This is a genomic window from Agrobacterium pusense (genome assembly GCF_900102105.1).
Lineage (GTDB): Bacteria > Pseudomonadota > Alphaproteobacteria > Rhizobiales > Rhizobiaceae > Agrobacterium > Agrobacterium pusense.
Map to the genome: position 1 here is coordinate 16,653 of NZ_FNBB01000009.1, position 24,976 is coordinate 41,628.

General features: G+C 58.7%; 19 protein-coding genes. 12 read left to right on the forward strand and 7 right to left on the reverse strand.

The window, feature by feature from the left end:
- Positions 1–189: 189 nt before the first annotated feature.
- Complete coding sequence (locus BLU28_RS18565; protein ID WP_077987227.1) at positions 190–2,226, reverse strand: NADH:flavin oxidoreductase; 2,037 nt, start codon at positions 2,224–2,226, stop codon at positions 190–192.
- 143 nt (positions 2,227–2,369) lie between these two features.
- Here BLU28_RS18565 and BLU28_RS18570 point away from each other — a divergent pair, with 143 nt between their 5' ends.
- The 4 genes from BLU28_RS18570 (at position 2,370) to BLU28_RS18585 (ending at position 6,182) form a co-directional block, all read left to right on the forward strand.
- Positions 2,370–3,008 carry a TetR/AcrR family transcriptional regulator gene (locus BLU28_RS18570; RefSeq protein WP_006698730.1) on the forward strand — a complete coding sequence of 213 codons (639 nt, stop codon included), beginning with the start codon at positions 2,370–2,372 and terminating at the stop codon, positions 3,006–3,008.
- A gap of 194 nt (positions 3,009–3,202) precedes the next feature.
- Positions 3,203–3,877: a response regulator transcription factor gene (locus BLU28_RS18575; RefSeq protein WP_077987228.1), complete on the forward strand. Its 675-nt coding sequence runs from the start codon at positions 3,203–3,205 to the stop codon at positions 3,875–3,877.
- A gap of 35 nt (positions 3,878–3,912) precedes the next feature.
- Complete coding sequence (locus tag BLU28_RS18580) at positions 3,913–5,304, forward strand: sensor histidine kinase (RefSeq protein WP_175477715.1); 1,392 nt, start codon at positions 3,913–3,915, stop codon at positions 5,302–5,304.
- A gap of 257 nt (positions 5,305–5,561) precedes the next feature.
- Entirely contained in the window at positions 5,562–6,182 is a 621-nt protein-coding gene (locus tag BLU28_RS18585) for an outer membrane protein (protein WP_022556871.1), read from the forward strand.
- A 97-nt stretch (positions 6,183–6,279) separates the two neighbouring features.
- Here BLU28_RS18585 and BLU28_RS18590 read toward each other — a convergent pair whose 3' ends face one another.
- The 5 genes from BLU28_RS18590 to mprF form a co-directional block, all read right to left on the reverse strand.
- A complete protein-coding gene (locus tag BLU28_RS18590; protein ID WP_022556870.1) occupies positions 6,280–6,669 on the reverse strand; it encodes a hypothetical protein in 390 nt (129 codons plus the stop codon).
- Between the two features lie 288 nt (positions 6,670–6,957).
- A complete protein-coding gene (locus BLU28_RS18595) occupies positions 6,958–9,351 on the reverse strand; it encodes a DUF1217 domain-containing protein (RefSeq protein ID WP_077987230.1) in 2,394 nt (797 codons plus the stop codon).
- Between the two features lie 331 nt (positions 9,352–9,682).
- Complete coding sequence (gene telA / locus BLU28_RS18600; protein ID WP_077987231.1) at positions 9,683–11,014, reverse strand: telomere resolvase TelA; 1,332 nt, start codon at positions 11,012–11,014, stop codon at positions 9,683–9,685.
- Between the two features lie 224 nt (positions 11,015–11,238).
- Positions 11,239–12,624 (reverse strand): virulence factor, encoded by a 1,386-nt coding sequence (locus BLU28_RS18605; protein ID WP_168247027.1) that lies wholly within the window; start codon positions 12,622–12,624, stop codon positions 11,239–11,241.
- Entirely contained in the window at positions 12,621–15,221 is a 2,601-nt protein-coding gene (mprF, locus tag BLU28_RS18610; RefSeq protein WP_077987233.1) for a bifunctional lysylphosphatidylglycerol flippase/synthetase MprF, read from the reverse strand. Before mprF ends, BLU28_RS18605 begins: the two co-directional genes overlap by 4 nt.
- A 276-nt stretch (positions 15,222–15,497) precedes the next feature.
- Here mprF and BLU28_RS18615 point away from each other — a divergent pair, with 276 nt between their 5' ends.
- A complete protein-coding gene (locus tag BLU28_RS18615) occupies positions 15,498–15,791 on the forward strand; it encodes a hypothetical protein (RefSeq protein ID WP_037091912.1) in 294 nt (97 codons plus the stop codon).
- A gap of 58 nt (positions 15,792–15,849) precedes the next feature.
- On the opposite strand, the gene BLU28_RS18620 is transcribed toward BLU28_RS18615, so the two are convergent.
- Positions 15,850–16,890, reverse strand: a complete 1,041-nt coding sequence (locus BLU28_RS18620) for a dipeptidase (protein WP_077987234.1) — start codon at positions 16,888–16,890, stop codon at positions 15,850–15,852.
- 231 nt (positions 16,891–17,121) lie between these two features.
- Between BLU28_RS18620 and BLU28_RS18625 the strand changes: the two genes are divergently transcribed.
- From BLU28_RS18625 to BLU28_RS18655, 7 genes are all read left to right on the forward strand, one after another.
- Positions 17,122–18,717: an ABC transporter substrate-binding protein gene (locus BLU28_RS18625; RefSeq protein WP_004443523.1), complete on the forward strand. Its 1,596-nt coding sequence runs from the start codon at positions 17,122–17,124 to the stop codon at positions 18,715–18,717.
- Between the two features lie 2 nt (positions 18,718–18,719).
- Positions 18,720–19,733 carry an ABC transporter permease gene (locus BLU28_RS18630; protein ID WP_034498671.1) on the forward strand — a complete coding sequence of 338 codons (1,014 nt, stop codon included), beginning with the start codon at positions 18,720–18,722 and terminating at the stop codon, positions 19,731–19,733.
- On the forward strand, positions 19,730–20,632 hold the full coding sequence (gene nikC / locus BLU28_RS18635) for a nickel transporter permease (RefSeq protein WP_004443520.1): 903 nt from the start codon (positions 19,730–19,732) through the stop codon (positions 20,630–20,632). The genes BLU28_RS18630 and nikC overlap by 4 nt, the downstream gene beginning before the upstream one ends.
- A gap of 3 nt (positions 20,633–20,635) precedes the next feature.
- Positions 20,636–21,466, forward strand: coding sequence for an ABC transporter ATP-binding protein (locus BLU28_RS18640; RefSeq protein WP_004443518.1), 831 nt, complete (start codon positions 20,636–20,638; stop codon positions 21,464–21,466).
- Complete coding sequence (locus tag BLU28_RS18645; protein WP_077987235.1) at positions 21,463–22,203, forward strand: ABC transporter ATP-binding protein; 741 nt, start codon at positions 21,463–21,465, stop codon at positions 22,201–22,203. Before BLU28_RS18640 ends, BLU28_RS18645 begins: the two co-directional genes overlap by 4 nt.
- Before the next feature lie 116 nt (positions 22,204–22,319).
- Complete coding sequence (locus tag BLU28_RS18650) at positions 22,320–23,831, forward strand: serine hydrolase domain-containing protein (RefSeq protein WP_077987236.1); 1,512 nt, start codon at positions 22,320–22,322, stop codon at positions 23,829–23,831.
- 204 nt (positions 23,832–24,035) lie between these two features.
- The gene (locus tag BLU28_RS18655; RefSeq protein ID WP_006697594.1) at positions 24,036–24,932 is read left to right on the forward strand and encodes a LysR substrate-binding domain-containing protein; all 897 of its coding nucleotides are present in this window, start codon (positions 24,036–24,038) and stop codon (positions 24,930–24,932) included.
- Positions 24,933–24,976: the final 44 nt, after the last annotated feature.

Genomic DNA, 24,976 nt, shown 5'->3' on the forward strand with positions numbered 1-24,976 from the left:
GGCCGCAATTACGCAGTTTTAGACTCGCGTATAGAGGTCCATATAGTGGATCTTACTTTGGCCCATTCGAGCTTGTGCCTGTACGATGATCCGGGCGACAGCCGCCATCCTGCCTGAAAAGTGAACATCGTCGGCATCGAATGATCCCCTCGATGCGCCCTGGGGCCGGGCCGCAACGCGACCCGCGCCTCAAATGTCCTTTGCGAGGCGCAGGGCGTCGTAGATCGCCGCATGGGTGTTGCGCGCCGCGACGGCATCGCCGATGCGGAACAACCGATATGTGCCTGTCGGATTGCGCGCGACGGTCTGAGCCTCTCCGGCGAGCAGGGCGTCATAGGAAACCTCCCCGAGATTTGTCGAGCCGGGCTTGAGTTCGAAATACAGTTCTTCCAGCGGGACTGTACCGTGATTGACGACGATCTGGTCGACGGTGCGCTGTCTGGAAATGCCGCCATAGTCGCTGCCGACGTGGGCGACGATCTGGTTGCCGCTTCTTTCGGCTGCTTCCAGCCGGTAAGTGACGGTAAATGTGGCGTCGAGCTTTTGCAGCGAGCGCATATAGGGAACGAGATTCATGGCCATAACTTCAGGGGCGAAGGAGCGATCCGGTGTCATGATTTCCACCTTGCCGCCAGCCTTGGCGATGAGCTCGGCCGCCTGAAGGCCGGCATGGTCTCCCGCGTCGTCATAGACGAGAACATTGGCACCCGGCCTGACGTCTCCGGAAATAATATCCCACGCGGAGACGACCAGTTCGTTGCCCTTAGACAGCACCTCGGTATGCGGCAGCCCGCCTGAGGCGATGATCACCACATCGGGTTTTTGCGAGAGAACCGTGTCCGCTTCCGCCCAGCTGTTGAAGTGGAAGACGACACCGAGCTTTTCGCACTGGCTCATGCGCCAGTCGATGATGCCGGTCATTTCCCGGCGGCGTTCGCTCTGCGCGGTGAGGCGAATCTGCCCGCCCGGATGGCTCGCTGCCTCGAAGACCACGACCGTATGGCCGCGTTCGGCACAGACCCTTGCGGCTTCGAGGCCTCCCGGCCCGGCGCCGACGATAACCACCTTCACGCTTTTCGCAGCCTTGGTGATGGCGTGCGGCATGGTTTCCTCGCGGCCGGTTGCCGGATTGTGAATGCAGAAGGCAAGGCCGCCCTGATAGATGCGGTCGAGACAGTAATTAGCGCCGACGCAGGGGCGGATATCGTCCTCCCGCTTTTCCACGATCTTGCGCACGATATGCGGATCGGTCATGTGCGCGCGGGTCATGCCGACCATGTCCACCTTGCCGGTGGCGATGGCATGCCGGGCTGTGGCAACGTCCTGAATTTTGGCGGCATGGAAGGTCGGGAAACGTGTCGCTGCACGGATTTCCCCGGCAAAATCGAGGTGTGGCGCACTTGCCATGCCCTGAATCGGGATAACGTCGGTCAGGCCGGCATCGGTGTCGATATGCCCCCTGATGACGTTGAGATAATCGATCAGACCGCTTTCTTTCAGCAGTCTGGAGATTTCGAGGCCTTCTGCCTTTCCGGTGCCACCCTCCAGACATTCATCGGCGGTGTAACGAACACCGAGGATGAAGTCCTCGCCCACGCGCCTGCGTATCGCCCGGAAAACGTCGAGGCAGAAACGCATGCGGTTTTCGAGCGAGCCACCATAGGGGCCATCCAGCTCGTTGGTCAGCGGGGAGACGAACTGATCGATGAGATGACCATAGGCCTCCAGCTCCACCCCGTCCATGCCGCCAGCCTTCATACGCTCGGCGGCGTCGGCGAAATCCTTGATGACACGCTCAATATCCCAATCCTCGATTTTCTTCGGAAAGGCGCGATGAGCGGCTTCCCGCTGGTGTGAAGGTGCGAGCACCGGCAGCCAGTCACCCTTGTCCCACCGGGTGCGCCGGCCAAGATGAGTGAGCTGGATCATGATTGCCGACCCCGCCTCGTGGACGGCGTCGGTCATTTCCCTGATCCACGGAACGATTTCATCCTTGTACGCGAGCAAATTGTTGAAGACGGGAGGGCTGTCTTTCGAAACGGCGGCTGAGCCTGCGGTCATCGTCAACGCCACGCCGCCTTTCGCACGCTCGACGGTATAGGCGCGATAACGCCCTTTCGGCATGCCGTCTTCCGGATAAGCGGGCTCATGCGACGTCACGATGATACGGTTGCGCAGCGTCAGGTGCTTCAGCTGATAGGGTTGAAGAAGGGGATCGTTCGACATGGGCCTGCTCCAAGGGGGGTTATGGTGCGAGGCTAAGAGGAAATGTACATATGTGTCAATTAACAAAACACCAGTGTCTATAAGTTAGACAAGAGTGTACGCCTCGCCTTGTCGCGCAGGGACTGATTTGGTACTCAACTGTCATGGACGCGACATTGAACGAAACCGGTTGGCGTGGATCGCAGGAGGGTTGGCTTGAGGCCGCCTACGAGTCCCTGCTGGAATCGGGGGTGGATTCCGTCAAGATTTTGCCGTTGGCGAAGAAGCTCAATCTCTCGCGCACCAGCTTTTACTGGTTCTTCAAGGATCGGGAGGAGTTGCTGGCGGCGCTTTTGTCCCGCTGGCGCGACAAGAACACGGGAAGCATCCTCAGGCAATCGGAGGCCTACGCGGAAACCTTGGCCGAGGCGATGCTGAACGTCTTCGATTGCTGGCTGGATCCCTCGCTTTTTGACAGCAAATTCGAATTCGCGGTGCGCAGCTGGGCGCTGCAGTCCGATGATATTCTTGCCGAGGTTCGCAAGGCGGATGCTGTGAGAATGGAGGCGCTTTCGCGCATGTTCGTCCGTTTCGGCCATCCCGAAAATACTGCGGATGTGCGCGCCCGCACCACTTATCTCGTGCAGATCGGCTACATTTCCATGCAGGCCGAGGAAGATGTGGCAGTGCGGATGAAGAGAATTGCGGATTATATCGCCATCTATACCGGCGAGGTGCCGCAACAACGGGAGCTTGATCGATTTTATGCGAGGCACGGATACAGGCCAGGCCCCGGGGCCTGACGCCTGCGTGCGGATGTCGACAGGCGCGGACAACCCTCGGGACAGCGATAAGTGGCGCGGCCAACGCCTTCGATGCCAGTCGGATTACGCCGTTGGGATGGTACAAGAAGAAGGGGCGGCCGGGCTGCAATCTATCTGCAACATTCATCAATCAGTGGTGGGGATGGCAAGAGCTCATCTTTGGGGGAAAGTCATTGCGAATCCTGCTTCTCGAGGACGAACCCGAAATGGCGCGTGCGCTGCTCGAAGCCTTGCGCCGGCGCGATGTGCTTGCCGATCATGTCAGTACCATCAGCGATGCCGATGTCCTTGCGCGTGACGGCTCCTACGATGTGCTTGTCCTGGATCGCCGCCTGCCCGATGGTGAGGGGCTGAATCTTGTATCGGCGCTTCGCCGCAGCAAACATTCCGTACCGATCCTTGTCCTGACGGCGCTTGGAAGTGTCGATCACCGCGTTGACGGGCTGGATGCCGGCGCGGATGACTATCTCGCCAAGCCTTTTGCGATAGAGGAACTGCTCGCCCGCCTCAGGGCCCTTCACAGGCGCGGCCCTTCCATTTCCGACAGATATGCGATTTTCGGAAATCTGAGCATTGATCAAAGAAGCAATGAAGTCAGCGTTGCCGGCTCCATCCTCGAGTTGCGGCGTCGGGAATATCTGGCGCTCGAAGCCCTGATGCGGCGCCCGAACCGTATCGTGACGCGGTCCAACCTGATCGAGGCGGTTTATACGTTCGACGACGAGATCGAGTCCAATGCGCTCGATGCCCACATCTCCCGTATCAGGAAGAAGCTGGCGCAGGCGGGAGCCACGGTGGAGATTAGAGCTGTGCGCAATATCGGTTATCTCATTCGGGCAAAGTCATGAGTTCGCAGCACAACCAATCCCTGCGTTGGGGGCTGATGAAGCGCCTTCTCGTCCTGCAGGCTTTCTTGCTCGTTCTCTTCGTCGTTCTTCTCGTTGGCTGGATCTGGATCATCGATCCAAGGCTGGAAGGCGCCAATGAAGAGGCTGTGCGCATCATTGCGGAAAGCGTGACAAAGGATGGGCAGGGGCGGACACAGGTGTCGGCTACACCCGATCTGGAGGCGCTGAAACAGCGCTATCGCAATCTCTGGTTCATGGTGCGGGACGCGGAAGGAATCGACCTTCGATATGGAGATATCCCCACTTCCGTCGTGACGGGGGCATTTCCTTTGGGCATCGAAAGGGCGCGTCTGGAGGCTGGGGAAACAGTCCGGGCCACGATGGAGAACCGCGATACGCCCGCCGGACGGCTGCAGTTTATTGCCGGGACGGAAAAAGGTCTCGCGAATGATGGCGTGAATATCTGGATCAACATACAGCTGGATCTGGAAAAGGATGCGGATGGTGCCATTCGCTGGTTGACCGTGCTGCCGGGAATTGGGTTCATCATTCTTGTGGCCGTGGTGCCCATGTTGCTGCTGACGGGTATTGCGACATTGCTGGTGACCCCACGTGCGGTCGGCCGTTCACTGAGTGGCCTCATGGAAACGGTCACCCAAGCGCAGTCGATCAATTTCGAGAACCGGTCCGCCCGTATCGCTCGCTCGAAGGTGCCGAGTGAAATCATTCCGCTGGTGGATGCCTTCAATGTTGCCCTCTCGAAACTGGACGAGGGCTATAATCGCCGCAACCGCTTCCTGGCCGACGCCGCCCATGAACTGAGGACGCCGATTGCGATCGTGCGCGTCCGCGCCGATCTTCTTCCCGATGACGCGCTGAGCCGGCAGCTGCGGACGGATATCGACCGGCTTACCCGCGTCGCACACCAGCTTCTCGAAATGCAGGCGGTGGGCGCGGTAGACCTGCCTGCGGAAGAGCAGGATTTGAATGTTCTCGTCGAACGCATCGCGACCGATCTTGCCCCGATTGCGATGGATGCCGGTTACGAGTTCGATTTCGAGCCGAGCGAAAAAGAAGCCCTGCTGACGGTCCAGACGTCGATCATTGAGATGGCGGTCGTCAACCTCATCCGCAATGCCATCGATCACGGCGGCGGCAGGGGCGCCATTGTCGTCCGGGTGGGTGCAGCAGGAACCATAGATGTCTGCGATGAAGGTCCGGGCATACCCGTTGACGAACGCGAGCAGGTGTTCGAACCGTTCCATCGCATCAACACCAGCTCCTCCGGTGCCGGCCTTGGCCTCAATCTCGTGCAGAAAGCAGCTGAGTTGCATGGGGGCAGGGTGCTGTTCCTCGACCTTGATCCCGGCTTCTGCGTTCGGCTGGAGATCCGCTCCGTCACGCCAGGGAGCGGTGCGGGGCCATGAATCGCCTCCGGGAAGTCCGGACTCCTGAAGTTCTTAAAATAAGATTAAAGAAGTAAGTATAATCACATGAAAAATAACAATTATATTTAAATAAAACAGCCGCGTGTAATCCAGGCGCAATTCTCGCGCGGAAAATGCCCGTATCTGCTGCGCTCATTCGCACAGGAGACCATAGGAGCCGGTTTCCGGTTCTTCAACGCGAACGGAAATCCTGGCGCCTCAGATTGAGACGCCCCTGGTTTCGTCTGGAGTCATTCATGTCGTTCATTGCAAAATCGCTTGTTGCCATCAGTATTATGGCGGCACCGAGCGCCTATTCCGCTGATCTTGCCAACTACAATGCGCAGCAATTCGATTATACCAGTCCGCCAGCCTTTTCCTGGAATGGGGCTTATATCGGCGCACATGGCGGCGTCGCCTCACCAAAAGTCAATCCTCTGGCCAGTGGCCGTGGTCTGACGGGTGGCGTACAGGCCGGTTACAATTTCCAGTTCGGCTCCGGTGTCGTCGGGGCGGAGCTGGAGGGCTCGTATCTCGGCAACGAGGCGCGGGTGCCGAATGGCCGCCTGAGAGAGCGTTTTCGTGGCGCCGCCAAGCTGAAGGCCGGTGTGGCGCTTGATCGTACCCTTCTTTACGGCACCGCAGGTCTGACCACGACGAAATTCAAGGATGGAAACGGCGTTACCGGACCGGACGACTGGAAGCGGGGCTATCTCGTGGGAGCGGGTGTCGAACAGAGTTTCGGCGGCGGCCTGTCGGCCAAGTTCGAATATAACTACGTGAACACGGGAAATGTATCGACGACGACCTCCAGCGGCAGAGCGAAGACGGATGTCAGCGATCACGTCGTCAAGGCGGGCCTGAACTATCGTTTCTGATCCGCTGACATGTGCCCCAGAAGCATAAGACCGCCGCTTTCGGGTCGAAGCGGCGGTAAGGGGAAATGGCTCGAACGGCGAGGGGGCCGTAAGAGGTTCATTCGCATTCGAGTGAGGGTTGCCGGAAGCTCGTTACATACCAGTCGTTACCGGAACTGCGGGTGTAGAAGGTGTAGTAGCAATCGATGCGCTCGACATAACCAGGCGTTTCGGACACTTCGTAACGCTCGCCATGCCGCGTCGAGCGGACCTCGCCGCTTGATGATCCGGCCACAACCTGCGTCTTGTTCTTGCGCCACTGATAGGCCTGCTGGCCGGGGCCGAGGCTATAGACATTGTCAGGCGGCCCATAGTCCAGCATCACGCTGGTGATGGGTGCGCCGACATAAGTTTTCATCACGGTTGATGCGCAGGCTGTGAGCAAGAGCGATGTGGCGGCGATGAGGGTGATTGCCGGCGGGACTGCAAGTGATGACCTGTCGGACATGGGAATTCCTTTCAGCTGCGGTAAATTTCAGCAGGGATAGGAACAGGTCATTGCAGGTACATTACACTAGCAGACGGCGCGATGGACGGTCGTCTCGACGGGCCCGTGCTTCAGCGGGGCGCACCTGAACGGAATTTCGGCTTTGGTGCGCTGACAGGCTGTTGTTGACTGTGATGATACTGCTCTACAGCACCAGGGCTACGGGCGGGATTGACCGCCCTGACACTGGCCACCGGAGCCAGTATCAGCTTCCATCCGAGAGCCAGCCAGCCTTTTCAGGCAGACGAGTTAGCGGCTGCGGGCGTTCCGAAGCTGGGCGAGGGTTGCCAGCGTATTGCCGCTGATGGACATTTTGCCATTGCCGAACAAGTCGAGACGGGGATCGGAAGGCGAATTGTTCATTTCATACCTCAGCAAAAAGCGGTCAATCAGCTTGTCGACCTTGCCGGCTTCCTGCAGGTCCCTCATCTTCAGTTTCTTTTCGATCATCTTTGCCTGCATCTCGACCTTGGAATTTGTGGTTTCCGCGGGAATTCCAAGGGCGGTGCGGGTGAATTCCGAAAGCGCATTGTCAGCCAGTATGTCGTAGGCATTGGAAATGCCGCCGGCCATCCGCTTGAAATAGAGAGCAAGACGAACACCGGCGTTTTCTTCTCCCGCCCTTTCCTCCAGCGTCTGCCGAACGTATTTGTCACGCGTTTCCATCAGGCCGCGGTTGTTCTGGACATGCTGGCTGGCTGTCGCGCGAATATTCCCCTTGGTGTCGAAGTTGAAGGAACCGGCAAGCGCGCGAAAGCGGGGATCCTTTTCGGCGTTGGCGAAGCTTTTCGGGTCTTTAAGGTCGGATTTGAAGATCTTTTTCAGATAATCGGTGCTGACCGATTTGGGGTCGATGCGTTCGGCAACAAGCATGAAATCCACCAGACGGCGGTCGGCAAGCAACTGATCAACGGTTTCCAACGTCTCCATCTGCTGGCGGTAATAGGCGGCCTCCGTCTTTGCCTTTTCCTTTATCTTGTCTTTGCTGTTTTTCTGGCGATAGGCGGCGAGTTCCTCATCCTGCTTGCCTGTCGTCTCCCTGCTCTTCGAGGCCGTGTTCCATCGGGTCATTTCGAGAACGTAGTTCCGGGAGATGCGGGTAATCTCGTTTTCGGCCTGGGCCAGCCGTGGCGAGCCGATCCTGCCTTCGGTATCAAAATTATAGGCTTTCGCCAGTCGAACGAACCTGTCGTCTTTGAGGTTGCGGACATAACTTTTCGGGTCCGACAGGTCACTGGTGAAGACCTTCTTCAACTTGAACGTGGAAACCTCTTCGGGGCTGATGTTGAATGCCTTCAGCGCGAAATTGCGAATGGTAACGGCTGCCGGTGCAGCGGAGAGGAAGTCCTCCAGGTTTTTCGTCAGGCCGATATAGCGTCTGTAGTCCTTGATCGTCTTTTGGTCCGCCGCCTCCTGTGCGTCGTCGTAGCGGCTAAAATAAAGTGTCATCATCGTACTGAGCTGGGCGGCGGTCTGGATCGTCTTTCCGGCAGCGATCTTGCCTTCCCCGTCGAAATTGAACGCTCTCGCAAGATCGATGAAGCCTTTGTCCTTTTCGGCGTGAAGCGCGCTTTGCGGATCGTCGGGATTTTCGCGAAGCGCCCACTGGATTTTCTTGTCGGTATCGGTGTCGTCCCTGAGGTTGAAGGCGACGATCAACATCGTTCTAAGACGGGAATTGGATATGAGTTGTTGGGCATCGGTAATCTCGTTCATCTTTTGCGCGAAGAAGTCGCGATTGAGAACTGCGCCGGTCTGCGTCAGGCGAGGATACGATAAAACATAGGTTTCGTTGATCAGCCGCTTCTGGGTTGCCGTCTGCGCTTTCGTGCCGTCAGCCACGAAACCGTCATCGCGGAAATTAAACGCTGCCGCCATTTCGAAGAGCTTGTGTGCATTGGCGATGCGCTTGTTGTACTGGCCGAGCAGATAATCGATTTTGGCGAGCGACGCCTTATCGGCGGAGGGGACTTTTGCGCGTTCGATGCGCAGATCGGCGGTCTTTGCCTGCCATTCTTCGACCAGAGGTTTGTAGGTTCTGTTGACGTAACTGTCGGCGCTGCTGATATCGCTGGTCAGAACATCCCGCAGATGTTTGTAGTTGAAGGCTTCGGCGTCGATGCCGAAGGATTTGAAAACATAGTTCCGCAACCGCGTGTTTTTGAAGATGTCATCCACATGGCCGACCGTGTCGATGACGATGTTGTAATACCGCGTTTCCTCCTTCAGTTCGTCGTCTCGTTGTTTGTGTGCATCGTGATAGGCGGCAACCAGTCGGTCCTGCTGGGTTTGCGTTTGAACCGTTTTTTCCGATTTGATAGTGCCGAAATCAAACGCCGCCGCGAAGTCGCGGTAGCGGGTGTCCTTCAGCTTGTTGGCGAAACTGTTCGGGTCGTTGAGATTGCTTTCCAGCACCTTCTTCATGAAGGCGGCGGCGTAGGTCATCTCGCCCAGGCCATAGGCCTTCATGGCGTAGGAATATAGCCTGTGGTCCTTCAGAAACTCATCGAGATTTTTGATCTTGCCAATATTGTCGGCGTAATATTTGGCGTCGCGCGATACGATCGGATCGTTTGCGACGCGTTTCAGTGACGATGCCAGGTCGCGATTATAGAGGGTGTAAGTTGTATATACGGGCAGCACCCCAAGCCTCCGGACAATATTCATTCGTGAAAACTGTCAATATTGTCTCGGATATAACTTGCATGTGGCTGTATTATTTAATTTATACTTCATATAATTCGTTAGTGTTTAATTTATAAAATATTGATTCATTTAATTATTTTGTTCGCAGCGGTGTCGGTACAATACATCGTGGCTGGAAGTGGCAGAAAAATCGGCGGTTTATCCAAAGCAGGGGAACGGGAGCGCGCGCCCGGATCGGGGCGCAACGGCATGTCGAAATCTCCGCGGGGACAGTCCTGCGCGTTGGGTTATCCATCGCGTGCTTGGCCGCAAGGCAGGAGCGGCTGCGCTATGGATTGCTGCGGGAAACCGGTGCAATGGCGGCCATTTGCTGCAATGCCCGCTCGTTCGTGCGCTTTGCCCGTGCAAGCGCATCGTCTCGATCCTCCGGCAGCGTGTAGGTCATATAGGAGAGGGAGGTTTCGAGATCGTTGTTGTTATGCCCGAGAATGGCGGCGAAATAGCTGTTCTTGGTCACGTGGGGAGGTGCGAAATTATGATAAGCCACCTCCGCATAGAGATGCCGAAGACCATAGGGCTTGGGAAGCTCCTCCTTCGGCCAGAGATCTTCGAACAGGTTAAAAACCGTGTCCCTGAGCAGCAGGCGCGTCTCCGATGAAAAATCATCGATCGACATGCCGTGCCACAATTTTCCCTGCCCGCTTTCGCGCAGGCGCTTGTAGGCGGCAAGAATGGTTTCCGAGCGCGCAAGCACCGGGATCTCATAGGTCACACCGTATTTCGTTCCCTCGCCCTGTTTTGTCTTGGCCTGGCCGTTGAACAGGATGCTCCATTTGGAAACGCCCTTGCCATAGGGAGCAGGCGAAAATTCCGCCTGGGTAAAGACTTCGTAGGGTCGGCGTCCGGTCATGCCGATCAGGCCGATGCCGATCATAAGGGGATCGGCTGACAGGAGTTTGTCGGCACAGATCTTCAGAACCTGGCGGTAATTCTCGAAGGTGATCAGCGCGCCGTGCTTTCTGGCGATCTTCTCCATCTTCACCCGTCGCGCATCGTCATACATCGCAGCGTCGCCGGTGGCGATTTTCAGCATCGGGTGATCGTCGCCAAACGCCTCGCGGATGGCGTTGCGATATTTGGTGATGTAGGAGATGATCGTTGTCTGGGCTCTGCCCTTCATGGTGCTGATTTCAGCATTCCACAGGGTCTGCATCTCTTCTTTCGTGCCGATGCCGTTCATCGCAGAAATGAAATCCGCGATGCGCAGAAGAACGGTGGGTTTGCGGCCGGCTGTATTAAATTCCGCGCGTTCGATTTTCTCGACGATCGAGGTTGCTACGCCCGTTTTCGGATAGTCGGCACGTTCGATGTAGGTTTTCAGCCGCTCGCGCAGTTTTTTCATGTTGCAAATGGCAAGCGGCGTGCTCTTGGGACCGAATTCGGCCTTCAAGGCGTTACGGTACTTCATGATGTAAAGTTCGAGAGTCTTTTCGGTGCGCCCATTGTCGAAATGGTAGCGGACCTCGGCGTCCCACAGATCGCGGATCTTTCTGTTGCGCGAGGCGTCGTCGTTTTTCATCGCCTCTTTGACCTGTGCGACAAAGTGGTCGATGCGTTCCACCAGGACCGGCGTTTTTGTTTTTCGTTTTGAGGAAAGCATGCGGCGGCTCCCTGAACCGGTCCGGATATATAAATCGATGGTTTGCGATCAACAGCAGCAGGGTTGCAGAAATAGATCAACATCCACTGCAGTCCGGTTCTTTTGAATAATAGTTTAGGCGATTCCGCAAGCGCGATGCGGAAAAGCGTCGGCGGCCCATTCGCCGCCAAGGATTGTCGAGGGCTCCTGTCGTAGCCCGGGTCAAGGTGGTGAGTGAGACGCCGTTATTTTGGCAGCCGGGTCTTCAGCGATGTCACGATACGCTTGGCCAACCCCTCATAATCCTCGTCAAAGTGGTGGCCGCCCTCGATGCCGACCGCCTCCACGCCCTTGGCTTTCAGGCCGGGGCAGGGGTCTTCGTCTTCTTCTTCCGTGCCATATATGCATTGCACCAGCTTCGGATCGATCTTGGCGATGTCATCCACCGTTTTGCCGCCCTTGCCTTCGCCGGCCACGCCAAGCCAGCCTTCGACGGAAATTTCGAAATCCACTTCGGTGGAAAGACCCATCAGGGTCAGCTGCACGACATGCGATTTGTCGCGGTCGGGCAGCAGATTATAGGTGGCGGGGATAATATCGGCACCGAAGGAATAGCCGATCAACACCACATTGCGGACTTTCCATTCCTTGCGATAGGTATCGATGATGCGGCCGAGATCGCTTGCGACCTCCTGTGGTTTCTTTTCCTTCCAGAAATAGCGGAGTGAATCGACGCCGATGACGGGTATGCCTTCCTTCTGGAAGGCGCCGCCCACTTCTTCGTCAAGATCGCGCCAGCCGCCGTCGCCGGAATAGATCACCGCCATGGTGTCCATGACAGGGCTGGTTTCCAGAACCTTGATCGGCAGGCCGAGCGGACTGTCGGTGTCGCCTGCGGCGTCGACCTGGTCGGAGAGGGTCTGGGTCAGAACCTCGTCCGCCTTATCATCCACATCCGTCACGTCGATATCGGGATGCAGCTTCACGAGCGCGTTGACGTGGTCGCGGCCCTTCTGATCCGCAGCAGAGGTGAACAGCACGCTGACGGGGGCAGGAAGGGGACCGTCGGTCAGACCATAAACGGTTTCGCCATCCACTTTATCCTTGGTGGCGGGGGTACAGAGGATCTTCTCGAGAGGCAGGCCGGCCTTGGGGTCCACGGTGATGGCCTCCCGCACGGTGGAGACAGGGCTCTGCGCAATCATCGCCAGCGCCAGCGTTCCGCCCTTGCCGATGCCGGAAAGGATGGGCTGGCGATAGCTGCTGGTGCCAGCGGTGCGCTGGATCTGCTGCGAGAGTGACTCGATGTCCGAGATCATATAGATGCACTCGTCATCGTCGGCCTCGAGCGCCTTCAGATATTCCTTGAAGTCGATGCCGACCACGGCGGCGCCCTTTTCTACCAGCGCCTTGGCACGGGTCTCATCGGCCGCCGACCATCCGTCCGCATCGGAAATCAGGAAGACGCTGGCGAGGATGTCGCCATCAGGCACCATGATGTGCCCGGCGGGGATCATGCCGGTTTCGTATGCGGGCTTGTCCTCAGCAAAAACGGCGCTAGAAACGAACAAGGGGGATGCAAACAGGGCGGAGGCGGCCAGAACTGCTTTGAGCATGCTGAATCTTCTCATTTTCCGATCACTCCTCTGACACCGCCGCTGATCAGAACCGTCGCATCCATCAGCGCCAGAGCGGCATCTGCACCGTTCTGTACGGCGAGGTAACGCGGTTCCCATTTCGGGTGGAACTTGGCCTTGAAGGCGCGAAGCCCCTTGAAGTTGTAGAATCGTTCACCGTGTTCGAACAGTGTGCTGCCGATCCGGTCCCAGACGGGCGCCGCGTCGCGTTTAGACATGCCGGACATGGGCGCCATGCCGAGATTGAAGCTCTCGTAACCGGCCTCGCGCAGATATTGCATGATGCTGACGAAGAGAAAGTCCATCGAGCCGCGCGGCGCATCAGGCGAAAAGCGCATGAGATCGACGGTGGCTTCCTTTTTCGTATCCGTCACCATCAGATTGGCGAAGGCGGTGATCTTTCCACCCTTGCGCAGCACGGCAACGGGTTGCGACAGAATGTAGTCCGGCTCGAAAGCACCGAGCGAAAAGCGTTTTTCGCGGGTGTTATGGTGGGCGAGCCAGCCGTCGGAAACCTGTTTCAGCTCTTCCAGAACATCCTGCACCTGGGTCTTTTCGATGACCTCGAAGGTCAGCCCGTCGCGCGCGCCGCGGCTCAGCGACTGGCGAAGATTGGCAAGCTTGCCACCTTTGAGTTCGAATGCGGTGAGATCGACCAGGGCCAGTTCGCCCAGCTTGAAGGCGCGCAGACCCGCGTCGGCGCAATGGGACAGCAGGAAGGGCGAAATCTGATAGAAGGCGGCACGTGCGCCAGCCGCACGGGCTCCTTCGACGAATTGCCACACGAGATCAGGGAAATCATCTTCATCGCCGACCGGATCGGCAAACGCGATCCATGAGCGGCCCTGAATGCCGTACATGATGAAGGCATTGCCGCTTTCGGAAAACATCACGTGCTTGTCGCCCATGCGCACCAGATTGGCATCGGCCGCATCCTGCTTCATGACAATGTCTGTAGCACTTGCGATATCTTCGGCCTTGATGGCATCCGGGCGGAAGGCCACCGGCCTCATGAGGCTGAAGATGGCGATGGTGGAGGAGGCAAGCACGAGGCCTAAAAGGGCGCGCAGTCCGCGTGGCGCTTCCTCGGAGAATTCGAACTGCCACCAGAGCGTATGGCTGTAATCGGTATCGCGATAGACGAAGAGAAGGATGGTGGCCGCGCCGGCGACGATGACGGCCATGGCCGCGAGCCAGCTTGGCCCGAGCGCCTGTTTGACCAGAGAGGCGTGACGGTTGAAGCTGCGCATGTTGGCGGCGAGCGCGACGATGAACAAGCCGAGAAAGATCGCTTCGAAAACCGCGATCGCCTTGAGAAGCGAGAGAATGAGCGCCAGAGATGCCGCAACGAGGGCGATCCACCATGCGCCATCCAGTCTCTGCCCCAAGCCGCGGGAGGCGACGACGAGGCCAAGGCCGAGAATGCTGGTCAGAAAGTGAGCGGCCTCGATGATAGGCAACGGGACGAAGTTCGAGAGGAAATCCAGGTTGCTGCCCGGCGTCGGTGTCACGCTCGAGAAAATCAGCATGGTGCCGAGAATGATCGCGAATGTGGACAGCAGCGGTGGCGCCAGCCGCACGGCAAGCTGGCTGATATCGGATACAACGGGCTTTGCCGCAAACTGCTTCATTTCCGAAACGATCATCACCAGAATGGCGACCACCAGCGGCAGCACGTGGTAAATGACGCGATAGAGAACGAGGCTTCCGAGCAGCTGATCAACGCTGATCGCATTGCCGAGACCGGCGACCATCACGGTTTCGAAGACCCCGAGGCCGGCGGGCACGTGGCTGAGAACGCCAAGCCCCACGGCCGTGGCATAGATCGCGAAGAAGGTCGGCCAGCCGAGATGCGTTTCCGGCAAGAGCACGTAAAGAACGGATGCCGAAGCGGCGATGTCGAATGCAGACACCAGGAACTGACGCGAAGACGTACGGCTGTCTGGAAGGCGCAGCCGCCATTTGCCGAGGCGTATCGCTCTGCCATTGCGCCCGATATAGGCCGTGGCCACGAGAATGGCGATGACGGCGAGCGCCGCGCCTCTCAGCACGAGCGGGTCGAAACCGATGATTGCGGCGATGCGGGGCGCGACGATGAAGGTTGAAAGCGCGCTCACCGACAAAAGCCCAAGGCCGAACGACAGCGTGACGAAGGCGATGACCCGTGCGATGTCTCCCGGGGAAAGCCCCAGCCGGGAATAGGCGCGGAAGCGGATGGCGCCGCCGCTCAGCGGCCCGAAGCCAGCGGTGTTGCCGATGGCATAGGCCGCGAAGGCCGTGACCGCCATTGACGGAAACCGCACTTTCTTGCCGACATATTCGATGGCATTGGCGTCATAAAAAATCAGTGACAGGAAGCTCAGCGCGGTAAAGAGGATAGCAAGAAGAACCGAGGAAAAGGACGTGTCGAGAAGGGCCGCAATCACATCGTCGTATCTTACTTCCGAGGTGAGACGATAAATTGCAAACGTCATCATCACGAAGATGAGCGTTATGGCCGCGGCCGTCAGGTAGGCACGGTTCCTGGCAAAAAAGCTTTCAACCGCGGAGTCGGCAATATCGGTCTCTGTAATTTCGCTCTTGTCTGCCATTTATCTTTTCCAGCGCCGTCCCGTCGGTTGGCGAACCACAGGATTGTGTCGCTAATTCGTTTCAGTTGCGGAAATTTGCTTAGCAGAAATGCGTGACGTGTCGATGTGAAGTTTGGACAGGTTTCCGGATGATTTTGCCAATTATATTCCGATGAATGCAACCACGAAATGTGCGATTTCCGAGTTTGATGAAAACGCGACGAAATTGATCGCGCCGGTTGCTTGGTGGCGGCATTTGATGCAACTACACGCTCCTTTGGATTGAAGGAGATACCAATGAACATGCCCACAAGAATAGTCGTTTCACTCGTCGTCGCGCTCGTGGCGGGCGCCGGATATATGGCGGTGGACAAGATGCGCGGTGCCGAATGGGTCGTTTCGCCGCAGCAGATTGCCGAGGCTAAGGCAAAGGGCCAGATGGGTTACGAATCGCAGCCGGGAACCGTAACCGTGCTGCCGATCCGCAGCGAGACGGCGGACGTGCTGCCGATGAAATGGGCCATGATCGGGCTGGTGGCCGGGCTTCTCACCTTCCGTGCGACCGGCAGGAAAAAAGCGGCAAAGGCCTGAAGGCCCGCCGCTTTCTGTCTCCGGCGCTTTGCGCCGGGGATGAAACTTTATTTCTGCCTCACGCGCCCCAGGTCTTTTCCAGCACCCGAATCCAGTTGCCGTGGCAGATTTTGGCAAGCGCCACGTCGTCATAACCGCTCTTGCGCATCGCTTCGACCAGCAATTGCAGATCGGCCGCATCCTTCATGGCGGCGGGTATGGTGGTGCCGTCGAAATCCGAACCGAGCGCCACGTGATCGATGCCGATGCGGTTCACGATGTAGTCCACATGGCGGACGAGTTCGTTGAGATCGGTATCCGGGTTCTTCACGCCGTCCTGACGCAGGAACAAGACACCAAAGTTGATGCCAGCGAGGCCACCCGTATCGCGGATGGCGTCCAGCTGACGATCCGTCAGGTTGCGGCTGTGGTTGCAGATTGCGTAAGCGTTGGAGTGTGATGCCACCAGCGGTGCATCCGATATCCTGGCGATGTCCCAGAAACCCTGTTCGTTCATATGCGACAGGTCGACCATGATCTTCAGTTCGTTGCAGGTCTTTATCAGCCGCTTGCCGGAATCCGTCAGGCCCGGGCCGATATCCGGTGTTGAGGGGAAACGGAAGGGAACGCCGTAGGCGAAGATGTTCGGGCGGCTCCAGACAGGTCCGAGTGTGCGCAGGCCCGCCTCGTGAAGAACGTGGAGGGCATCCAGATCAGCACCGATCGCTTCTGCGCCTTCGATATGGAAGACGGAGGCGAAGGCGCCCTCGGCCATGGCCTTGCGGATATCGGCGGCCGTGCGGCAGACCTTCAGCGCGTCCTTTGACTGCTTCTCGGCCCGGAACAAAAGGCCCGCCATGGCAAGCGTCGCCTTCAGCGCATCCGCCTCGGTGGGCGTCGGGTAGTCGCCGTTGGCGTCCTTATCCATGCCGGGCGAAGGTACATAGACGGCGCAGAGGCCACCGGCGAGGCCGCCTTTTTTTGCACGAGGCAGATCGATATGGCCGACGGTATCGCCTTCGATCAGAAGTGTTTCGGGAGAAGCGTTGCCCGATCGCCATAACCGCAGAAGCACGTCATTGTGGCCGTCGAAGACGGGTACGGTTTTTTGATCGGTCATGGTCTCACCTTCGGAAATGGGATTGCGCGGACGCGCCTGCGGACAAGTTTTCGGAATTGGTAGAGGAAAGGTCAAGGCGGGAGCAAATGCAATCCGTGCATAGGCTCTGCCAAATTTGGAATTGGTCGGGCCTCGTTTGCTCGTGGTAATCGCGGGAAAACATAAAAAAAACGACTGGATTGGGGCAAACCCACCATTTTCCGAAAAATAAGGTCCGAAAGGGGATTTTCGATGATTTCAAGACGCAACCTGTTGATTGCCGGCGCCGCCGTTCCGTTCCTGTCCTATGCGCGCATCCCGGCCTTTGCCGCCACGCCGAAGGATATTCTGGTCGTTGCGCAGCAGCTGGACAACATGACGAGCCTTGACCCACATGAAGGTTTCGAGGCTGTCGGCGGTGAAATCATCTCCAACATGTATCAGAAGCTGGTGCGCGCCAACCGCGAGGATTCCACCAAGGTCGATCCCGTCATCGCCAAGTCGTGGGAAGCCGATGCGGACAGCAAGGTCTTCACCTTCACCATCGGCGACGACGCGACCTTCTCGAGCGGCGCCAAGGTCACGGCGGAAGACGTTGCCTTCTCGCTGCAGCGCGCCATCAAGATGAACAAGAGCCCGGCCTTCATCATCAGCCAGTTCGGCTTTGCGCCTGACAATGTCGAGACGACCATTGTTGCCGCCGACGAGAAGACGGTGAAGCTGACGACGGCGAGGCCGACCGCCATCTCCTTCCTGCTTTATTGCCTCTCGGCCAATATTGGCGCGATCGTCGAAAAGAAGGTGGTTCTTGCCAATGCTTCCGGTGAAGACCTCGGCAATGGCTGGCTGCAGAAGAACAGCGCCGGTTCCGGCGATTTCGTGCTGCAGGCCTGGAAACCCAGCGAAAGCGTCGCGCTCAACGTCAACCCGAACGGTCCCTACAAGGGCAACATCAAGCGTATCATCCTGCGTCACGTTACCGATCCGTCTTCCCAGCTGCTGATGCTGCAGAAGGGCGATATCGACATTGCCCGTGACCTGACCTCGGAGCAGCTGCGTACCGTCAAGGACGACGCCAACATTGAGCTGGAGCGCAAGTCCATCGCTTCGCTGGTGCTGATCTCGCTCAACCAGGGCAATGAGAACCTTGCGAAGCCGCAGGTCTGGCAAGCGATCAAGTGGGCGCTGGACTACAAGGGCATGCAGGAAAACATCGTGCCGCTGACGCACGAAATCCACCAGAGCTTCGAGCCGAAGGGCTTCCCCGGCGCCGTCAACGACATTCCGTTCCAGCGCGATGTCGAAAAGGCCAAGGCACTGATGGCCGAAGCCGGCCTTGCCGATGGTTTCGAAATCAGCATGGACCATTATTCCGCCCAGCCTTATCCGGATCTGGCGCAGGCCATCCAGGCAAACCTTGCCGATATCGGCATCAAGGTGCGCCTGCAATCTGCCGAGAACCGCCAGGTTCTGACCAAGATGCGCGCCCGCGAACACCAGATGGCGCTGTCGGCCTGGGGCACGGATTACTTCGATCCGCATTCCAACGCCGATGTCTTCAACATCAACAAGGACAATGGCGACGACGCCAAGTCGAAGCCCTTCCTGTGGCGTTCGCGCTTCAAGAACGACGACTTTGCCGCCAAGGCGGAAGCCGCGCGTGACGAGAAGGATCCTGCAAAGCGCGTGGAGCTTTATGAAGCCCTGCAGCGCGAGCACATGGAAAACAGCCCCTTCGTGTTCATGTTCCAGACCACCAAGACGGCAGCCTTCCGCAAGGGCGTTTCCGGTTTCGAACTCGGCGTTCTCTCCGAGGGCAATTCCTACCACGATGCGAAGAAAGCGTGACATTGAACAAGCGCGTTAAAAGCATATCGTCGATACTGAGCAGCGTCCTCCTGACGCTGTTCGGTTTGATGATCATCACCTTCATGATCGGGCGCGTCATGCCCGTCGATCCCGTCATCGCGGCGGTCGGCGACAATGCGCCCGAAGACGTCATCGTGCGGGTCCGGGCCGAAATGGGTCTCGACCAGCCGCTGGTCGTGCAGTTTTTCCATTATGTCACGCAGGTTCTGCATGGCGATTTCGGCAATTCGATCCTGACCCGCAATCCGGTCTGGATCGATATCAAGCGCGTTTTCCCCGCCACCTTCGAACTTGCCACCGCAGCGCTCATTCTTGCCGCGCTGATCGGCATTCCGCTTGGTGTCTGGGCCGCCGTCAAGCAGGGCAAGCTGACGGATCAGGTCATCCGCGTCGTCTGCCTTGCCGGCCACTCCGTGCCGGTCTTCATGCTGGCGCTTATTTCGCTGCTCGTCTTTTACGCCACGCTTGGCGTCGCACCGGGGCCCGGGCGTCAGGACATCATCTATGACGGCATGATCACGCAGGTTACCGGCCTGATGACGGTCGACACGCTGCTTGCGGGCGACTGGGACGCCTTTTACGACGCCATCGCCCATATGGTGCAGCCCGTCTGCATTCTCGCCTATTTCAGCATGGCCTATATCACCCGCATGACGCGCGCCTTCATGATCGACGCGCTGAAGGGCGAATATGTCATCACCGCCCGCGCCAAGGGGCTTTCTGCCATGACCGTGATCTGGGGACACGCCTTCCCGACGGTCGCCGTGCAGCTCGTCACGGTTCTCGCGCTCACCTATGCCGGCCTTCTCGAAGGCGCCGTGGTGACGGAAACCGTCTTCAGCTGGCCGGGCCTTGGTCAATATCTCACCGTCTCGCTCATGAACGCGGACATGAACCCCGTCGTCGGAGCAACCCTGTTGATCGGCTTCATCTATGTCGCCCTCAACCTGCTCGCAGACGTGCTTTACAGAGTTATGGATCCTCGCGTTCGATGATGTTAGCTAATTTCAGAAACTGGGCGCTGGATGAGACGCCGCATTCGCGAACACAGGCTGCCTGGGGCAACCGGTATCGCATCTGGCTCAACCTCAAGTCCAATCCGCTGGCGGTGGTCGGTCTAACGATCATCGTCCTCTTCATCGCGCTGTCGCTGCTGGCGCCGCTGCTCGCTCCCTACGATCCGGCGACGCAAAACCTCGGCAACCGTCTGGCGTTCCCGAGCGCCGAGCACTGGTTCGGCACGGATGAGCTTGGCCGCGACATTCTCTCGCGTATTCTCTACGGTGGTCGCGTCACGCTTGGCATGGTCATTGCCGTCGTCGTTCTCGTCGCCCCCATCGGTCTCGCCATCGGCTGCATCGCCGGTTATTTCGGCGGCATCGTCGATACGGTGCTGATGCGCGTGACGGACGTGTTTCTAGCGTTTCCGCGGCTCATCCTTGCGCTTGCCTTTGTCGCGGCGCTAAAACCGGGCGTCGAGAGCGCCATTCTCGCCATCGCGCTCACCGCCTGGCCGCCTTATGCGCGTCTGGCCCGCGCCGAAACCATGACGGTACGCGGCAGCGACTTCGTCGCGGCCTATCGCCTCACCGGTGCTTCCGCCTGGCGCATCATCGCCCGTCATATCGCGCCGCTCTGCGTGCCGAGCCTTATCGTGCGCATCACGCTCGACATGAGCTCCATCATCATCACCGCCGCCAGCCTCGGCTTCCTCGGCATGGGCGCGCAGCCGCCTTCGCCGGAATGGGGCGCGATGATTGCGACAGCCAAGCGCTTCATCTTCGAACAATGGTGGGTCGCCACCATTCCCGGTATCGCCATCTTCCTCGTTTCGCTCGCCTTCAACTTCCTCGGCGATGGCCTGCGCGACGTTCTCGACCCGAAGGGACATTGAGCCATGCTGGTCGAAATCGAAAATCTGAAGATCGCCTTCCAGACCCGCACCAGCCGTTTCGAGGCGGTGCGTGGTGTCTCCATGAAACTCGGAACCGAAAAACTCGGCATCGTCGGCGAATCCGGTTCCGGCAAGAGCCTGACGGCCCGTGCGCTGATGAAGCTCCTGCCCTCCAATGCCGATATCCGCGCAGACAAGCTCGCTTTTGACGGCATCGACGTGCTGTCCGCCAGCGAAAGGCAGATGCGCCAGATCCGCGGCAAGCGGGCCGGCTTCATCCTGCAGGACCCGAAATATTCGCTGAACCCGGTGAAGACTATTGGTGCGCAGGTGGCCGAAGCATGGCGCACCCACAAGGGCGGCAGCAAGCGAGCCGCCATGGAAGCGGCAATCGCGCTGCTCGATCAGGTGAAAATCCGCAATCCGCGTCAGGTCGCCTCGTCCTATGCGCATGAGGTTTCAGGCGGTATGGGCCAGCGCGTGATGATCGCCATGATGCTCGCCCCCGATCCGGAGCTGCTGATTGCCGACGAACCGACCAGCGCGCTCGACGCCACGGTGCAGGCGGAAATCCTGCGGCTGATCGAGGAGCTGGTGTCGGAGCGGGGCATGGGTCTTATCCTCATCAGCCATGACCTGCCGCTCGTTTCGCATTTCTGCGATCGTGTTGCGGTGATGTATTCCGGCCGGGTGATGGAGGAGCTGAAGGCTTCCGAGCTTCTGAAAGCCCAGCATCCTTATACGCAGGGACTTTTGAACTGCATTCCCTCGCTGACGCATCCGCGCGAGCGTCTTCCCGTTCTCAACCGTGATGCAGCGTGGTCCAGCCAATGATCGACGTCGATAATCTCCGTATCAAGTTCGGTGACCGCGAAGTGGTGAAGGGCGTCTCCTTTTCGGTGGAAAAGGGCGGCAGCTTCGGCATCGTCGGTGAAAGCGGCTCGGGCAAGTCCACCATCCTGCGCGCCATGGCCGGCCTCAATGAAAGCTGGGAAGGGCGTATCGCCTTTGCCGGCAAGGATGCCCCTCTGCGTCGTACGCCGGAATTCTTCCGGCAGGTGCAGATGGTGTTTCAGGACCCCTACGGGTCGCTGCATCCGCGCCAGACCATCGACCGTATCCTCAGCGAACTGCCGCTGGTGCACGGCATGGACAATATCGAAAAGCGCATCCAGCAGGCGCTCTCGGATGTGGCGCTGCCGCAGGCGGTGCGGTTCCGTTTTCCGCATCAGCTTTCCGGTGGCCAGCGCCAGCGCGTGGCGATTGCCCGCGCCTTGATCGCCGATCCGCAGGTGCTGCTGCTTGATGAGCCGACGTCGGCGCTCGATGTGTCGGTGCAGGCGGAAATCCTCAACCTGTTGCAGGACCTGCGTGCCGCGCGCAACCTCACCTATATTCTCGTCAGCCACAATCTGGCTGTCATTGCGCATCTTTGCCCGCACGTGGGCGTGATGTTGAATGGGGAGATGGTGGAGCAGCTGAGCGCGGGTGATCTGCGCGAGGGACGGACAAAACATCCGCATACGGAAGAGCTGCGTAGCCTGAGCATCCGGCTGGAAGAGCCGGCCTGAGTCCACGCGACCATGGACCGAGCGGGTGCCGCTCGCTTCTTCTCCCCGGCGGGAAGAAGAAAAAAGCGGCGGTGCCGAGGCTTTTCTGTAAAAACGACGAGATAAGAGACCAAACCATGCCACAGCAACTCGACTGGAACGCCGCGTCAGCCCTTTCAGAGACCTTCGTCTCGCAGTGGACAGGCAACGAGCCGGGCGGGGCGGTCATCGGTTTTGATCTCGATGGCATCCGTTTTACCCATGCCGGCGGTGTCGAGAGCCTCTCGACCTTTGCGCCCTTCACGCCGCAGAGCGTGGTGCGGTATGCCTCCGTCACGAAACACGTTTTCTGCGCCATGGTGCTGGCCAATGCAGATCTGATCGGGCTCGACGATCCGCTCGGCAAACATCTGCCGGAGCTGCAATCGCCGCTCCGCGATGTCACGGTCGGGCAGGCGCTGGATATGAGCGGCGGCCTGCCGGATACGCGCGAGTGTCTCTCCTTGCTTGGGCTTTCCGTCTATACCGAAACGAAGGCCGGACCGCTTCTCGAATACCTGTCCCGGCTGACCCGGCTGAATTTCGATGCCGGCAGCGAAGTTTCCTATTCCAATACCGGTTACCGTCTGGTGGAAGCGGCGCTGGAACGCAATGGTTTCCGTTTTGACGATTTCGTGCAGCAGCATATTGCCGCGCCGTTCGACGTGTTTCTGAAAGCGCCTGACGTCTGGAACGATCCGGTCAACGGCCTGGTGCCGGGTTACTGGAAGTCTGAAGAGAACTGGCAGCTTTCTGCTGCCGGACTGCATATCTCCGCATCCGGCAGCCTTGCAGGCAGTGCCGACGCGCTGGCTCGCTGGCTGCAGGGGCTGATGCGGGGCGAGGGCAGCTTTGCGGGTGTTCTCGACAGGCTTTCGGCTGAGCGGCCGCTCGCCGACGGGCGGATGAGCGAATATGGCCTCGGTCTGCGCTGGTCGCATTTGGGCGGCCGCCGGTTTGTCGGCCACGGCGGTTCTCATCCCGGCTACAAAACTTACTTCCTGCTCGATCCCGAAAACGGCACGGGATTCGTCGTGGTGTCCAATCGCGAAGATACCAACGGTTTCAAGATCGCGCTTGAAAGCATGGCGGCTTTGACCGGCCTGCCTTTGCCCAAGCCGGCCGCCAACCTGCCGGAAGGCCTCTATGTCACCGAAAGCGGTCCGTGGTGGCTGGAGATCAAGGGCAGCACATCCACCTTCATCGATGGCGATGACACGCTCTATGAAGATGTCGATGGCTGGGTTTCTTCCCGCTCCGCATCGTCGCCCATGCGTCTCAGGTTAGATGGCGATGCCATCGTCGGCGAGGCCGGTCATGCCCCGCGCCGTTTCCTGCCTGTCGGGGAGCATACGGTGCCGGATGATCTGTCGGGGTCGTGGCGTTCGGATGAGGGCGCTGAATTTTCGATCAACGGCTCCTCACTGACGATGGGCATCGGCCCCGTCCGCCGCAGCATGCCCTTGAAGGCGCTCGGCAATGGCCGTTTCCTCTTCACGCTGATTGATGGGCCATGGACGAAGCGTGTCTGCCTCAATCGTCTGGGGGACGACCGGATCGAGCTGGTTTGCAGCCGGGCGCGGATGATTGAATATTCACGGAGCCGCTAACGAGACCGAGGCCAACTCCGCCGCGCGCCACATGCTCGGACCTGTCCAGAGGATGTGCAAGCCGAGGGATGACGAGAATGGGGCTCGGGCTATTTCCTCAACAGCCTGAAACCTTCTAACGGGTTTCAATCAGCTCCTATTCCTCCTAATAAAGAGCCGTGTTCCCGGAAGGCCGGGATGGCATCTTTGTGGGAGAACAGACCCTTGGAAGTCAAATGGCTCGAGGATTTCCTGGCATTGGCCGGAACGCTGAATTTTTCGAAGGCGGCGGATGAGCGGCATGTGACGCAATCGGCTTTCAGCCGGCGCATCAAGCAGCTGGAAGCCTGGGTGGGCGCGACGCTGGTCGACCGGGCGTCCTATCCTTCCCGGCTGACCGAGGCGGGGGCGAAATTCGTGCCTGTCGCCCAGGAAACGCTGAAACAGCTTTACCACGCACGGCGCACGCTTCTTCAGGAGGAGGGGGCGGATGCCAGGACGGTGCGGCTGACGGCGCTGCATACTTTATCCTTCACTTTCTTTCCCGACTGGTTGAAACGGGTGAACGAAAAGGCGGGCCCGCTGTTTTCCGTGCTGCGGCCCGATTCCGGCAGCATGGAGGAAAACCTCAATTCGCTGGTGGACGGGCAGAGCGATTTCCTGCTGACTTATGCCCATCACGAAGTGCCGATGCTGCTCGATTCGCAGCTTTTCGAGTTTCGCGTGCTGGGTGCGGAAAAGATCATTCCCGTTTCAGCGCCCGCGAAAGACGGTTCACCGCTGCACGCGCTTCAGCAAGATGCGAAAAAACCCTTTGCCTATCTGGATTATGAAAAAGCGTCGTTCTTTGGGCCTTTGTTGCGCGATCTCCTGAGCGCGCGGTTGCCGCAATTCGAGCGGGTGCATGAGGGCAGCATGTCGGTGGGGCTCAAGGCCATGGCGATGGCCGGCTGGGGTGTGGCCTGGGTACCGGAAAGCCTGATGCGGCACGAGCTTGATAGCGGCGCTCTGGTGCGGGCCGCAGACCCGACCTACGATATCGCGGTCGATATCAGGCTCTATCGCTCCAAGGAGAACCGCCGGCCCGTTGTCGAGCGCATCTGGGCGGTTCTCGAAGACTAGAGCATTTCCGGCCGCGGTTCTCCGACCGGAATGCGATAAACAAA

Coding starts and splice junctions, on each gene's coding strand:
- BLU28_RS18565 (WP_077987227.1), bottom strand. CDS start 2,226: ATGTCGAACGATCCCCTTCTTCAACCCTATCAGCTGAAGCACCTGACG.
- BLU28_RS18570 (WP_006698730.1), top strand. CDS start 2,370: ATGGACGCGACATTGAACGAAACCGGTTGGCGTGGATCGCAGGAGGGT.
- BLU28_RS18580 (WP_175477715.1), top strand. CDS start 3,913: ATGAAGCGCCTTCTCGTCCTGCAGGCTTTCTTGCTCGTTCTCTTCGTC.
- BLU28_RS18585 (WP_022556871.1), top strand. CDS start 5,562: ATGTCGTTCATTGCAAAATCGCTTGTTGCCATCAGTATTATGGCGGCA.
- BLU28_RS18590 (WP_022556870.1), bottom strand. CDS start 6,669: ATGTCCGACAGGTCATCACTTGCAGTCCCGCCGGCAATCACCCTCATC.
- telA (WP_077987231.1), bottom strand. CDS start 11,014: ATGCTTTCCTCAAAACGAAAAACAAAAACGCCGGTCCTGGTGGAACGC.
- BLU28_RS18605 (WP_168247027.1), bottom strand. CDS start 12,624: ATGAGAAGATTCAGCATGCTCAAAGCAGTTCTGGCCGCCTCCGCCCTG.
- mprF (WP_077987233.1), bottom strand. CDS start 15,221: ATGGCAGACAAGAGCGAAATTACAGAGACCGATATTGCCGACTCCGCG.
- BLU28_RS18615 (WP_037091912.1), top strand. CDS start 15,498: ATGAACATGCCCACAAGAATAGTCGTTTCACTCGTCGTCGCGCTCGTG.
- BLU28_RS18620 (WP_077987234.1), bottom strand. CDS start 16,890: ATGACCGATCAAAAAACCGTACCCGTCTTCGACGGCCACAATGACGTG.
- BLU28_RS18625 (WP_004443523.1), top strand. CDS start 17,122: ATGATTTCAAGACGCAACCTGTTGATTGCCGGCGCCGCCGTTCCGTTC.
- nikC (WP_004443520.1), top strand. CDS start 19,730: ATGATGTTAGCTAATTTCAGAAACTGGGCGCTGGATGAGACGCCGCAT.
- BLU28_RS18640 (WP_004443518.1), top strand. CDS start 20,636: ATGCTGGTCGAAATCGAAAATCTGAAGATCGCCTTCCAGACCCGCACC.
- BLU28_RS18645 (WP_077987235.1), top strand. CDS start 21,463: ATGATCGACGTCGATAATCTCCGTATCAAGTTCGGTGACCGCGAAGTG.
- BLU28_RS18650 (WP_077987236.1), top strand. CDS start 22,320: ATGCCACAGCAACTCGACTGGAACGCCGCGTCAGCCCTTTCAGAGACC.